General features: G+C 67.5%; 11 protein-coding genes and 1 tRNA gene. 8 read left to right on the top strand and 4 right to left on the bottom strand.

Going from position 1 to position 13,267, the window contains the following annotated elements; translation table 11 throughout:
* Nucleotides 1-91: 91 nt before the first annotated feature.
* Nucleotides 92-406 (top strand): hypothetical protein, encoded by a 315-nt coding sequence (locus TabM4_RS04445; protein ID WP_434619005.1) that lies wholly within the window; start codon nucleotides 92-94, stop codon nucleotides 404-406.
* A gap of 262 nt (nucleotides 407-668) precedes the next feature.
* On the opposite strand, the gene TabM4_RS04440 is transcribed toward TabM4_RS04445, so the two are convergent.
* The gene (locus tag TabM4_RS04440; RefSeq protein ID WP_434619002.1) at nucleotides 669-2,132 is read right to left on the bottom strand and encodes a site-specific integrase; all 1,464 of its coding nucleotides are present in this window, start codon (nucleotides 2,130-2,132) and stop codon (nucleotides 669-671) included.
* Nucleotides 2,133-2,338: 206 nt separating this feature from the next.
* Nucleotides 2,339-2,413 (bottom strand) — tRNA-Thr (locus TabM4_RS04435).
* 143 nt (nucleotides 2,414-2,556) lie between these two features.
* Between TabM4_RS04435 and TabM4_RS04430 the strand changes: the two genes are divergently transcribed.
* From TabM4_RS04430 to TabM4_RS04420, 3 genes are read left to right on the top strand one after another with little or no spacing between them, the layout of a single operon-like run.
* Entirely contained in the window at nucleotides 2,557-2,751 is a 195-nt protein-coding gene (locus TabM4_RS04430; protein WP_434618999.1) for a hypothetical protein, read from the top strand.
* 9 nt (nucleotides 2,752-2,760) lie between these two features.
* Nucleotides 2,761-4,032 carry a UDP-N-acetylglucosamine 1-carboxyvinyltransferase gene (gene murA, locus TabM4_RS04425; RefSeq protein WP_434618996.1) on the top strand — a complete coding sequence of 424 codons (1,272 nt, stop codon included), beginning with the start codon at nucleotides 2,761-2,763 and terminating at the stop codon, nucleotides 4,030-4,032.
* A gap of 3 nt (nucleotides 4,033-4,035) precedes the next feature.
* Nucleotides 4,036-4,512, top strand: coding sequence for a DUF2948 family protein (locus TabM4_RS04420; RefSeq protein ID WP_434618993.1), 477 nt, complete (start codon nucleotides 4,036-4,038; stop codon nucleotides 4,510-4,512).
* Nucleotides 4,513-4,769: 257 nt separating this feature from the next.
* On the opposite strand, the gene TabM4_RS04415 is transcribed toward TabM4_RS04420, so the two are convergent.
* Nucleotides 4,770-5,672 (bottom strand): LysR family transcriptional regulator, encoded by a 903-nt coding sequence (locus TabM4_RS04415; protein ID WP_434618990.1) that lies wholly within the window; start codon nucleotides 5,670-5,672, stop codon nucleotides 4,770-4,772.
* Nucleotides 5,673-5,788: 116 nt separating this feature from the next.
* Here TabM4_RS04415 and TabM4_RS04410 point away from each other — a divergent pair, with 116 nt between their 5' ends.
* The 4 genes from TabM4_RS04410 to ilvD are packed head-to-tail and all read left to right on the top strand — an operon-like array spanning nucleotide 5,789 to nucleotide 12,302.
* Nucleotides 5,789-7,330, top strand: coding sequence for a proton-conducting transporter transmembrane domain-containing protein (locus TabM4_RS04410; protein ID WP_434618987.1), 1,542 nt, complete (start codon nucleotides 5,789-5,791; stop codon nucleotides 7,328-7,330).
* 28 nt (nucleotides 7,331-7,358) lie between these two features.
* Nucleotides 7,359-9,719, top strand: coding sequence for a YbcC family protein (locus TabM4_RS04405; RefSeq protein ID WP_434618984.1), 2,361 nt, complete (start codon nucleotides 7,359-7,361; stop codon nucleotides 9,717-9,719).
* A complete protein-coding gene (locus tag TabM4_RS04400) occupies nucleotides 9,716-10,540 on the top strand; it encodes a DUF6671 family protein (RefSeq protein ID WP_434618981.1) in 825 nt (274 codons plus the stop codon). The genes TabM4_RS04405 and TabM4_RS04400 overlap by 4 nt, the downstream gene beginning before the upstream one ends.
* A gap of 31 nt (nucleotides 10,541-10,571) precedes the next feature.
* Nucleotides 10,572-12,302: a dihydroxy-acid dehydratase gene (gene ilvD, locus TabM4_RS04395; protein ID WP_434618978.1), complete on the top strand. Its 1,731-nt coding sequence runs from the start codon at nucleotides 10,572-10,574 to the stop codon at nucleotides 12,300-12,302.
* 6 nt (nucleotides 12,303-12,308) lie between these two features.
* Here the strand turns inward: ilvD and TabM4_RS04390 are convergent, their stop codons facing one another.
* Complete coding sequence (locus TabM4_RS04390; protein WP_434618975.1) at nucleotides 12,309-13,265, bottom strand: Hint domain-containing protein; 957 nt, start codon at nucleotides 13,263-13,265, stop codon at nucleotides 12,309-12,311.
* Between the last annotated feature and the right edge of the window lie 2 nt (nucleotides 13,266-13,267).

Here is a 13,267-nt window from a genome sequence, read left to right as displayed (position 1 = left end):
TGCCAAGCGCAACCAGACGCACCTTATAACCCTGACATACCATTCCTAGCTCTCTCGCCCACGATCTCAGGAGACGCTTATGCCGAAGACAATGACGACCAAGAGTGGAACGGTCTTCAAGACGCTCGCGGCGGCCAAGGACCACTTCGCCCAGATCAGGAAGGATTTGCCGGTAGGCGAGATGCTGCCCGAACCGCACCGGTCTGACGTGATCGACATTTACCTCCGCTACTGCCACGCGACGAACTGGTCGGCAGACGATGCCGTCGATGTCACGACCGCTTGGAACAACGACAAACGTCCCGGTGATCGTTATGCGCAGAGCAAGGCATTTGCCATCGTTACCTCTTCAGGAGATCGGCGTGACTCCAGTATCGATAGGGCGCTCCAAGCGATTGCGAAGTAGAAGACCCGTGGGATGACTGCAATCTGTATCGAGCGGAAGCGGTTTGCGCGTGACAACGGTCGAGGCTCTGCCCTGACGAGAGGCGATCCGTTTTGAAAGTGTCGGCGGAAAGCAAAAAAGTAGGGAATCTGTCTCAGAGCGCGCATCTTTCAGAAATTGTAGGCCACTGCTCTTTCCGATCGTAGTGCCTTCGCCTTCGATTTTTCCGCATTTCGGAGAATGCGTCGGATCTCACCGTTGCCCTCGCCGCCGTCGGGGCAGGCTAACTCTGCGTCTCGCTTAACTTCGACAGGCTGTATGGCCTGAGCGCATCAATCACCCTCTGCTTGGCTGCTAGTGTAATGTCACCGTAGCTATCGCCTGCTGTCCGTCCCGCATGTCCACAGATCGCATCGACAACCCGGTCAGAGTAACCGAGCTCTCTGCCCAGGGTCTTGAACCGATGGCGCCAGCCGTGACTTGGTTGGACGCCTTCGGGAACAAGTCCGGTGTCCCTCAGCCAGGTGCTGATACGACCTGACACGGTCCTGGCCCCCGACAGGGCGTCTTTTGCTGTAGACGCATCGTAAAACAGTGGACCGGAGGGGGACGACGTCACGAATTTGTCGAAGCCGAGTTCGATCACTTGGGAATGAAGGGGGACGTCCCGGAACTGGTTGGTCTTTACGCTGCCGGCGTCTGGCGTGATCCGGATAACCCAGCGGTCCCCTTTCCTGATTACATCTTCCTTTCGAAGCTGAGTGAGCTCCGTCACGCGGGCACCTGTGAACGCGGCCAGTATTGGGACCCATCGTTTGGCCGCGGCGAGCTTTTCTCCTTCGCGCTCGGACCGCTTGTAGGAGAGCGCAGCATCAAGAAGTCGGGCGGCTTCATCGTCGGTAAACCCGCGCTCGCGCACCTGTCTTTTCTTTGGCACGTCTTGCCGGACATCGGCGGCCACATTCGAGGGCAGGCGATCTTCTCGGACAGCCCAGTTCAAGACGGTGCGCAGTGAGGCCAGCCAGACGTCCCGCACCGTCTTGGGGGACTTGGTCTTCAGGAGTTTGTCGCGCCATTTCAGGATGTCCTGCTTCGACATTCGCCGGGCGTCATCATGTTTCAGGAACGTCCGCAGATCCTGAAACACCGGGCTCCATCGGCGTTCGCTTTCTGACCCTTTGTCGAGAAGCTTTCGGGATGAGATGTAGTCATCGAATAGTCCGAGGAGGGAGACCGGCGGTAAGTCTGGGACCACCGGCTGAGCTGTCGTCAGCGTCGGATGTTCAGGCTGGCCGGTGAAGATGCCCTCATCGCGCTCGGCAACGCGTGCCAGGGCCTCGTATTCGGCGGCGCAGAGGGCGATCGCCAGCTTGCGCCATTCCAGCGTCCCGAACAGAGCGTTGGTGTGCCCACGGCTTCGAAAGTAATCGATCGGAACGCCAACAAGATACCGAAGCTCCTCATCCGATGCCTGCCCAGCGTAGCCGCGACGAAGTTCTGCGGCGTGCTGATCGTCCACAGGGGTCGATGCATAGCGGGTGCCCGCTGGACGCACCGCGTCATCGTGGCTGAGGCGGATCGAATATAGCCGAAGTGCCATCTGCTCGTTGCTGAGGGGATAAGATACGGTTGCCCTAGGGGCTTGCCCTGCCTCTGCGGCCTTGATCTCGGCTTGGCGTAGCTTGAACTGTAGGTCGGCAACAGCAGCATGGAGGGCCTTCACGGCATTTCGGTAGTCGCCACCCAACGGAGTTCGGAGCTCGACCTTGTTTTCGAGGTAGGGGCGAAGGTGACGTGGGACGACGAGTCTGGCGTAGTATCGACCCTCACGTTCAAGGAGATACTGGACCTTTCTGACCACTTGAACGGACCCCGTTTGTAACGAACTTTGTAACATCAAAATGGACAGAAGCCCACCGATGCAAGGGTTTTCTTTGATTTCAAGGGAATGGATGGTGCTGCAAGAGAGGATTGAACTCTCGACCTCTCCCTTACCAAGGGAGTGCTCTACCACTGAGCTACTGCAGCGCCGGGTCGGTGGCGGATGCCTTTTCCGACGTGGCGGGTGAATAGCCGCGTTCCGGGGCGGGTGCAAGAGCAAACTGGACGGTAAATCCCGGCGCTTGCAGGGCCGACTGGACCCCTGCCGCGGCATCGTATAGGAAGCCGCCATGAGCCCGAAATCAACGGAACCGCAGGCTGGCAAGGCAGGGCGTCCGGCGTCGGAAATGACGCGGGAAGAACGCCGGAAGGCTGCGCTCAAGGCCAACATGGCGCGGCGCAAGGCGCAGGCCCGCGCACGATCCGAGATCGTGGGAACACAAGATGCGGTGGGAGGCGATGCGCCTGACCGCGAGGATGAGTGAGGCAGGCGGATGGATTCGATTCTTGTAAAGGGCAACGGCGCGCTAAACGGCGTGATCCCGATCGCGGGGGCCAAGAATGCCTGTCTGACGCTGATGCCGGCCACCCTGCTGACCGAAGAGCCGCTCACCCTGACCAATGCACCACGGCTGTCCGATATCCGGACCATGACGCAACTGCTGCAGTCGCTGGGGGCGGAAGTGGCCAGTCTGCAGGATGGGCTGGTGCTGGCGATGTCGTCGCATGACATCGACAATCACCGCGCCGACTACGATATCGTGCGGAAGATGCGGGCGAGCATACTCGTTCTGGGGCCGATGCTGGCGCGGGACGGGCATGCGGTGGTGTCGCTGCCGGGAGGCTGCGCGATCGGGGCGCGCCCCGTGGACCTGCATCTTAAGGCGCTGGAGGCGATGGGGGCGGAGCTGGACCTGCGGGAGGGCTATGTCCATGCCAAGGCACCCGGCGGGCGGTTGAAGGGGGCGGTGATCGAGTTTCCCTTCGTCTCGGTAGGGGCAACGGAGAATGCGCTGATGGCGGCGACGCTGGCCAAGGGGACGACCGTGTTGAAGAACGCGGCGCGGGAGCCGGAAATCGTCGATCTGGCGCAATGCCTTAGGAAGATGGGCGCACAGATCGACGGTGAGGGGACATCGACCATCACCATCCAAGGGGTGGACCGTCTGAATGGGGCGACCCATCCGGTGGTGACCGACCGGATCGAACTTGGAACCTACATGCTGGTGCCTGCGATCTGCGGGGGCGAGGTGGAATGTCTGGGCGGGCGGATCGCCCTTGTCGGGGCGTTTGCCGAGAAGCTGGACGAGGCCGGGATCGCGGTGACCGAGACGGAGCGCGGTCTGAAAGTGACGCGCAGGAACGGTCGGGTGAAGGCCGTGAACGTGACGACGGAGCCCTTCCCCGGCTTTCCCACCGACCTTCAGGCGCAGATGATGGCGCTGCTTTGCACCGCCGACGGAGTGTCCGTTCTTGAGGAAAAAATCTTTGAAAACAGGTTCATGCACGCGCCCGAGCTGCTGCGGATGGGCGCGCGGATCGATGTGCATGGGGGCACGGCGACGGTGACCGGGGTGGAGAAGTTGCGGGGGGCGCCGGTGATGGCGACGGACCTGCGCGCGTCGGTCAGCCTGATCCTTGCCGGACTGGCGGCGGAGGGGGAGACGCTGGTGAACCGCGTCTACCATCTGGATCGCGGCTATGAGCGGGTCGAGGAAAAGCTGCGGGCCTGCGGCGCGAAGATCGAGCGGATCAAGGGGAACTGACGCATGGCGGATGCCCGGTTCGAGGATGGCGAGATCGGCCCGCTGAACCTTGTGGCGCGGGACGCGGATGACCTGTCGATCATTTCGGCGCTGGTGCAGGATGCCGTGCTGACGGGGGCGGATCTGAAATGGGAGCGGTCGAAGCGCAGATTTGCCTGCCTGATCAACCGCTTCCGCTGGGAGGACCGGGACGCCGCAGAGGCGGCGAAGCGGCCTTATGAACGCGTGCGCGCACTTCTGGTGATCGAGGATGCGGGTGCCGTGCGGTCGCAGGGGATCGACCGGGGCGATCCGGAAACGGTGCTTTCCATCCTGTCCTTGGCATGGGAGCCGGGGACGGACGGGACGGGAGCGGTGACCCTGATCCTTGCCGGGGACGGGGCGGTGCGGGTGGAGGTGGAGGCGCTGGAAGTGACGCTGCATGACGTCACGCGGCCCTATCTGGCGCCCAGCCGGAAGAAACCCGAGCATCGGGATTAATCAAACCCTTGGTTTGACTGGATTTTGCGGGAAACGGCTGTGCCGGATCCTGTGCCGTAAACTGTACCGCAAACTGTACATACAAAATCCGGCAGAGCGACCCGGCGCATCATGGTTAAGGGTGCGCTGGCGCACAGGTGGGGGGAAGGCGGAATTTGGCGCAAATTCCGCGTCGGTTTCTGACGCAGAAACCGGAGGGACATGCCGCGCGAGGGTGGGCGGCGGAATTTGCGTCAAATTCCGTGGCGATTTCTGCGTCAGAAATCGCGGCGAGGGCGGGCGGAGAGCAGCGCGGCGAGAAGCGGGTTGGGAAAGCGCCGGTCGCGGGTGATGGCGTAGAAGGTTTCGCGCATGTCGGCGATCGGCGCGGCCTCGACCAGCATGCCGCTGGCCAGTTCGTCCTGCACCACGATGGTGGGAATGACGGCGAGCCCCGCATCCTCGCGCGCCAGAAGGCGCAGCATGGCCATGTCGTCGGCCTCGGCGGCGATCACCGGGGCGATGCCCAGACGGGCGGCCAGCGCATCGAAGGCGGCGCGCAGCGCCGTATCCGGCGCGGGCAGGATCAGCGCCTCGCGTGAGAGCCATTGGGCAAGGCCCCAATCGCCGCCAAGCCCCTGCCCCGAAACCCGCGCGGGCGTGCCGATCAGGCTGACCGGCTGTTCGGCAAGGCGGTGGACAAGCCAAGGACTGCCAGCCTCGCGCGCCGGGGCAAGGTTGGTGAGGACGACGTCGAGGGCCAGTGCGTCGAGATCGCGCAGGAGTTCGGCCTGCGAACCGGAGCGCAGCACCACCTCGACATCCGTTCGCCCGATCAGGGGGCGCAGGAATTGCATCTGGAAATTGCGCGACAGGGTGGCGAGCGCCCCCACGCGCAGCGGACGGCGGGTCCGGCCCGTTTCGCGCAGGGTCGCGGTCAGGTCATCGGCGGTGCGGAAGATCGCCTCGGCATGGTCGAGCGCGATGCGGCCTGCCTCGGTCAACACAAGGCCCCTGCCCCGGCGTTCGAAGAGATCATGGCCGAGCGTCGCCTCCAGCGTCCTGATCTGGGTGGAGAGCGCCGATTGCGACAGGTTCAGCCGCCGCGCGGCCCCGGTCAGGGTGCCGTCCGCCGCGACGGCGCGGAACAGGCGGAGGTGATGCAGGTTGAGTTGCGCCATTCTTCCATCAAACAGAACGTTTATGCGCAAAATATGTAATTTTCTGGAAGTAGGGCAAGGGCTATCTGGGCGGTCAGGCTTTTCAGCCCCCTGCAACCTGCATCGGAGATGACGTGATGGACTTCCTTCCCGTGCTTGGCTTCCTCGCCCCCCTGCCGCTGGTTCTGGCGGCGGTCTTCGCGGGGCTGCGCCCCGGATCGCGCCCGGCGGGCGTGCCCATGCTGGCGGAGGGGGCAGCGCTGCTGGCGCTGCTGATGGCGCTGGGATCGGTGGTGCACCTTTGGGTCGGGGGGGCGCAGGTTGCGGGCCTCCTGCGGCTGGATGCGCTGAGCGCGACGATGGTGCTGCTGGTTGCCTTCGTGGGCTGGGTGGTGACCCGGTATTCGCGCAGCTATCTGGATGGCGAAGCGCGGGAGGGGGCGTTTCACGGGTTGATGCTGGCGACGCTGGCGGGCGTTCTGGTGCTGGTGCAGGCGGGGGATCTGCTGGTTCTGGTCGCGGCCTTCGTCGTGGTCGGGCTGGGCCTGCGGCAATTGCTGCTGTTCTACGCCGCACGGGCCGAGGCGCAGCGGGCGGCAGCGAAATTCGTGCTGGTCTGGGGTGCGGGCGATGCCATCCTGACCGTGGCGGCGGGGCTGTTGTTCGCGGCCTATGGCACGACCTCGATCGCCGGGATCGCGGAAGCCGTGGCGGCGCAGGGCCTGCCGGTGGAGGCGCGGATCGCCGTGGCCTTGATGGTGCTGGTGGCGGCGCTGAAGACGGCCTCCTTCCCGCTGCATGGCTGGCTGACCGAGGTGATGGAGGCCCCGACGCCGGTTTCCGCTCTGCTGCATGCCGGGATCATCAATGGCGGCGGGTTCCTGATGGTGCGGATGGCCGATCTGGTGCAGGCGAGCCCCGGCGCGATGGCGGCGCTGGTGATGCTGGGCGGGTTCACGGCGCTGTTCGGGGCGGCGGTGATGCTGACGCAATCGGCGGTGAAGACGGCGCTGGCATGGTCGACCGTGGCGCAGATGGGGTTCCTGCTGCTGCAATGCGGGCTGGGGCTTTGGGCGCTGGCGGTGCTGCATATCGTGGCGCATTCGCTCTACAAGGCGCATGCCTTCCTGTCTTCGGGCGGGGCTGTGCAGGCGGTGGCGGCGGTGCGCAGGCCGGGGCCGGTGGCGGTGCCGGGGCTGGCAGCCGTGGGGCGGGCTTTCGCGGTGGCGCTGGTGCTTTATGCAGCGGTGGCGGCCGGGTTCGGCCTGATCGCGGCGCCGAAATCGGCGCAGGCGCTGGCTCTTGGCGCGATCCTGATCTTCGGGGTGGCCTATCTGGTGGCGCAGGGTCTGGCCGATGCGGCGCCACGGGCGCTGACGCAGCGGACGGCGCTGGCCTCGCTGGCGGCGGCGGTGGGGTATTTCGGGTTCCATGTGGTCTCGGGCCTGATCTGGGGGCCGCATCTGCCGCGCCCGCCGGTTCCCGGCGCGCTGGAATGGGCGCTGATCGTGCTGGCGCTGATGTCCTTCGGGCTGGTGGCGGTGGCGCAGGCCCTGTTCCCGCTCTGGGCGCATCATCCGGCGGCGGCGGGGCTGCGGGTGCATCTGGCGAACGGGCTTTATCTGAATGCGGTGCTTGACCGGATGATCGGCGGGTTCCGGGCCACGCGGCCGAACTGAGCTTGACCTGAAAGAAGGAGACGGATCGATGTTCCTGAAACATGCGACGATTGCGCCGGACCGGGTTTCGGGTCTGCTGGAGGCGGCGGAGAAGGCGGCACGGGCGATACCGCCGGCCTTTCCGCTGTCGGCCACGGTGGCGGTGAACCCCTTCCTGGGGCAGGTGGGCGAGGATCTGGCGGCGGCGCAGGCGCGGCTGGCGCGGGTGGCGGGCGTGCGGATCACGCGGTCGCGCGGGGCGGCGGTGGCCGACATGGCGGCGGGGCGGATCAATGACGACGATTTGGCGGCGGCGCTGATCGCCTGCCCTTCGGCGTTGAAGCCGGTCGATCTGGCGATGCTGAAGGCGAAGATGGGGGTGGAGGCGGCGCTGCCCGCGGCGCTGCCCAGCGTGGCGGATCTGGCGGCGCGGGCGACGGGGGTGGACTGGCCGTCGGTCATCGCGAAGGCGGTGGGGCTTTGGGCTGCGGGGCGGTTCGACCGGGGGCAGGCGCTGTGGTCGCCCGCGCCGGGGCTGGGGGCCTATGCGGCGTGGCGGGAATGGGCGGTGCATGACCTGACGCCGGAAATCGCGGGGCTGGTGGGGTTCTGCGCCCATGTGGCGGATGCGCCGGATACGGCGGAGCGGGCGCTGCTGCGCGCGGCGGAGCGGCTGGGCCTGACGGAGGCGGCGGCGGAGACGGCGTTCCATCGGTTGCTGATCGAACTGGGCGGCTGGGCGCAGCATGCGCGCTGGCTGTTGTGGCAGGCGGAACTGGCGGGCGGGAGCGATGCGACGCTGACAGACCTTCTGGCGATCCGGCTGATCTGGGAAGAGGCGCTGCTGGCGCAGGTGCCGGGCGTGGCGGGCGACTGGGCGGCGGTGGTGGCCGAGCATGGGCGCACTCCTGAACCGACGCAGGAGATGGTGATCGACGCGATCCTGCAGGAAGCGGCGGAACGGGGGCGGCAGCGGACGATGGCCGCCGCGCTGGCGGGGCCGAAGGCGGTGGCGGGGCGGCCTGCCTTGCAGGCGGCCTTCTGCATCGACGTGCGGTCGGAGGTGATCCGCCGCGCGCTGGAGGATGTCGCGCCGGGGGTCGAGACGATCGGTTTCGCGGGGTTCTTCGGGCTGCCCGTGGCGCATCGCCCGCATGGCAGCGACGAGGCGGAGGCGCATCTGCCGGTGTTGCTGAACCCCAAGCTGGTGGCGCAGAGCCATGCGGCGGGCGGGGCCGAGGATGCGGCGCGGATTGCGGCGCGGGCGACGCGGGCCTGGGGGCGGTTCCGGCAGGCGGCGGTGTCCTCTTTCGCCTTTGTCGAGGCGGCGGGGCCGACCTATGGGTGGAAACTGCTGAAGGATTCGCTGCATCTGGGTGGCGCGACGGGCGCAGGCAAGGCCCCTGCCCCGCGTTTCGAGACCGGGCTGGATGCCGCGGCGAAGGCCGCGACGGGGGCGGCGGTCCTGAAGGCCATGAGCATGACGGGCGGCCATGCGCGGCTGGTGCTGCTCTTGGGTCATGGGGCGCAGGTCACGAACAACCCGCATGAGAGCGCCTATCACTGCGGCGCCTGCGGCGGGCAGACCGGCGAGGTGTCGGCGCGGCTGTTGGCGGATCTGCTGAACGATCCCGAGACGCGGGCGGGGCTGGCGGCGCAGGGGGTGGACTTGCCCGCCGATACGGTCTTCGTCGCGGGTCTGCATGACACGACGACCGACGCGGTGACCCTCTGGGCCGAGGGCTGCCCGGTCAGCCACGCGCCCGATCTGGCCAAGGCGCGGGACTGGCTGGCGAAGGCGGGCGCGGGGGCGCGGGCGGAGCGCGCGGCGCGGCTGCCGGGGGCCAAGGCCGCCACCGTGGCGCAGCGGGCGCTGAACTGGGCCGAGGTGCGCCCGGAATGGGGCCTTGCCGGATGCGCGGCCTTCATCGCGGCGCCGCGCGCGGCGACGGCGGGGGTCGATCTGGGCGGGCGGGCCTTCCTGCATTCCTATGACTGGCGGCAGGATGCGGGCTTTGGCACGCTGGAATTGATCATCACGGCGCCCGTGGTCGTGGCAAGCTGGATCAGCCTGCAATATTACGGATCGTCGGTCGCGCCCGAGGTGTTCGGCGGCGGCAACAAGCTGATCCACAACGTCGTGGGCGGGATCGGCGTGGTGCAGGGGAATGGCGGCGTTCTGCGCCCCGGCCTGCCGTGGCAGGCGGTGCATGATGGCGCGGCGCTGGTGCATGATCCGCTGCGGCTTTCGGTGATGATCGAGGCCCCGACCGAGGCGATGGGCGACATCCTTGCGCGCCATGCGCAGGTGCGGGCGCTGTTCGACAATGGCTGGCTGCATCTGTTCGCGCTGGAGGGCGGGAAGGTCGCGGCGCGCTATCGCCCCGGCATCGCATGGGAGGCGGCATGACGCTGCCTGCGCGGGTCGCGCTGGGGACGATGCACGGAAAGGAGGCGGCGCTTGCGCCGCCCCTTGCCGCTTTGGGCATCGGGCTGGTGACACCTGCGATGGATACCGACCGTTTCGGCACCTTCACCGCCGAGACGCCGCGCGCGGGCAGCATGGAAGAGGCGGCCCGCGCCAAGGCGCGGGCGGCGATGGCGGCGACGGGGCTGGATTTCGGCATCGGGTCGGAAGGGGCCTATGGGCCGCATCCGGTGATCCCTTTCGCCGGGATCGGGCAGGAAGTGCTGTTGTGGCACGAGGGGCGGACGGGGCGCGAGATCGTGGTGCGGGTCATGGACCCGCAACCCGCCTATGACCATGCCGAGGTGGCCGACCTTGCCGGGGCGGAGGGTTTCCTGCGGCGCGCGGGCTTTCCGGATTGCGCGGTGATCGTGGCCCCCGCCCCCGACCTTGCGCCCATGGCCAAGGGGCTGCGCGACCGCGAGGCGCTGGCGGCGGCGTTGCGCGCGGCGGTGCCGCTTTCGCCCGAGGGGCGAGCCTTTCTGCAGACCGACATGCGCGCCCACATGAACCCGCGCCGGATGGAGACGATCGGGCGCGCGGCGGCGGAACTGGCCGCGCGGCTGGCCACGCCCTGCCCAGCCTGCGCTGCACATGGCTGGGGCGTGATCCGGCAGGAACCGGGTTTGCCCTGCGAGGAATGCGGCGGCGAAACCGCGCTGATCGGGGCCGATATCCTTGGCTGTTCCGCCTGCGGCGCGGAACGGGCCGAACCGCGCGCGGCCTATGCCACCGCGCTCTATTGCCCGCAGTGCAATCCGTGACATCTCTCTACCAGAGCAACCCGAGGACAGCATGACCGCACGTTTCGACAAATCCCGCCTGCCGAGCCGCCATGTGACGGAAGGCCCCTCCCGCGCGCCGCAGCGGAGCTATTTCTATGCGATGGGTCTGACGGATGAGGAAATCCACCGGCCGTGGGTGGGCGTGGCGACCTGCTGGAACGAGGCCGCGCCCTGCAACATCGCGTTGAACCGACAGGCGCAGGCGGTGAAGGCGGGGGTGAAGCAGGCGGGCGGCACGCCGCGCGAATTCACGACCATCACCGTGACAGATGGCATCGCGATGGGCCATGAGGGGATGCGCTCGTCGCTGGCGTCGCGGGATGCGATTGCGGATACCGTGGAGTTGACGATGCGCGGGCATTGCTATGACGCGCTGGTGGGGCTGGCGGGCTGTGACAAGTCGCTGCCGGGGATGATGATGGCGATGGTGCGCCTGAACGTGCCGTCCGTCTTCATCTATGGCGGGTCCATCCTGCCGGGGCGGCTGAACGGGCAGGATGTGACCGTGCAGGACGTGTTCGAGGCCGTGGGCAAGCATCAGGCGGGCAATCTGAGCGAGGCGGAGCTTGCCATTCTGGAGCGGGTGGCCTGCCCCGGCGCGGGGGCCTGCGGGGCGCAGTACACCGCCAATACCATGGCCTGCGTGAGCGAGGCGATGGGGCTGGCGCTGTTGAATTCCTCGGGCGCGCCTGCGCCTTACGAGAGCCGCGACCAGTATGGCGCGGCGAGTGGCGAGGCGGTGCTGCGGCTGATCGAGAAGAACATCCGGGCGCGGGACATCGTGACGCGGAAAAGCCTTGAGAACGCGGCGCGGATCGTGGCCTGCACCGGGGGCAGCACCAATGCGGCGCTGCACCTGCCCGCCATCGCGCATGAGGCGGGGATTTCCTTCGACCTGTTCGACGTGACCGACATCATGCGGGACACGCCCTATTTCTGCGATCTGCGGCCAGGCGGGCGCTATGTCGCCAAGGACCTTTACGAGGTGGGCGGGGTGCCCGTGGTGTTGAAGGAGTTGCGCAAGCTGGGGCTCTTGCACGAGGAATGCATGACGGCCTCGGGCCGGACGCTTGGCGAGGAGTTGGACGAGATCCGGGGCGATGCGGATGGGCGGGTGATCTATCCGGCGGCCACGCCCCTGACCCCCACGGGGGGCGTGGTGGGGCTGCGGGGGAACCTTGCGCCCGACGGGGCCATCGTGAAGGTGGCGGGGATGAGCGCCGAGGAGCAGGTCTTCACCGGCCCCGCGCGGGTGTTCGAGAGCGAGGAAGCGGCCTTCGAGGCGGTGCGCGCGCGTGCCTACAAGGAGGGCGAGGTGATCGTGATCCGCAATGAGGGGCCCGCGGGCGGGCCGGGGATGCGCGAAATGCTGGCCACGACCGCCGCGATTTCCGGGCAGGGCATGGGCAAGAAGGTGGCGCTGATCACCGACGGACGGTTCTCCGGCGCGACGCGGGGCTTCTGCGTGGGGCATGTGGGACCCGAGGCCGCGCATGGCGGGCCGATTGCCCTGATCCGGGACGGGGATGTCATCACCATCAATGCCATCACGGGTGGATTGTCGGTGGCGCTGAGCGATGAGGAACTGGCGGCGCGCAAGGCGGCTTGGGCGGGACCTGCGCCCACGATCTATGCCACGGGGGCGATCTGGAAATTCGCCAAGCTGGTCGGTGGCGCGCGCTGGGGGGCCGTGACCCATCCGGGGGCGGCGGCGGAGCGGCATGTCTACATGGACCTGTGACGCGGATCAGCGCCGGGTGGCGCGGCGGGGTTGGGCCACAACCTCCAGCCGGGGCGGGGCCGTGACGCGCTGACGGCGGACGGCCTCGGCCAGCAGGCGCAGGGTTCCGCCCTGAGGCATGGCGCGGGCCGGTGTGACGGGCGGGCGGGCGGCGAGAAGCGCCGCCACCTGCGCGCGGTCCTCGGGCGAGAGCATGGCAAGGGCCTGCTCGCCGGGGAAGAAGCTTTCGCTCTCGACGCCGTGGCTGCGCAGGATTTCGTGCCGGTCGAGGAGGAGGTGGACATAGGTCACGCCTTCGGGCGGAAGGTGCTGGCGTAGGCCGGGAAGCCCTGTCAGCGCGGCGGCAGGGAGGAGGACCTCGGAGGTGTCGAGATAGAGCATCGCCTCGGGCAGCCGCAGGAAAAGGCGGTGCTGGCGCGAGACGGTGAGATCGGCGGCGGGCAGGCCGGGGCCAAGGGCATGGGCCGAGAGGGTGACGGGTTGCAGGCCGGGATGGGCCATCATCTCGGCGCGGGTGACATGGCGGCTGCCGATCCAGCGCAGGGGCTGGGGGCCGTGGTCGCGGGTGAGGACGAGGTCGCCAGGGCGGAGATCGATGGCGCGGCGCGCGCCATGCGGCGTGTCGATGAGGGTATCGGCGGCAAAGCAGGTGACGCCGTTGATCGTGATGCTGACCGTGCGGGTGGTGGTGCCCACGAAATCGGCGACCTGCACGGTGAAGATGTCGGTCAGGCTCTGTCCGCCGTCGAGCGCGTCCACCGCGGGGTGGGCATCGTTGAGGACATAGGTCCAGCGGCCGGTGGTGGGGTTGATGGTGGCCGTCCCATAGGTTGCGGCACCGGCGATGGACCATGTATTGGCGAAATTATTCGCGGTTTCGGTCAGTTGTCCGGTCGCGGGGAGGCCGCTGTCCTCGGTCACCGATCCGGTGGTGGCGCCTGTGATATTCGGGGGGGAGCCCATGG

This window comes from Tabrizicola sp. M-4 (genome assembly GCF_051132405.1).
Lineage (GTDB): Bacteria > Pseudomonadota > Alphaproteobacteria > Rhodobacterales > Rhodobacteraceae > Paragemmobacter.
The sequence above is the reverse complement of the archived record's forward strand: the minus strand, read 5'-3'. Positions and strand labels throughout refer to the sequence as shown.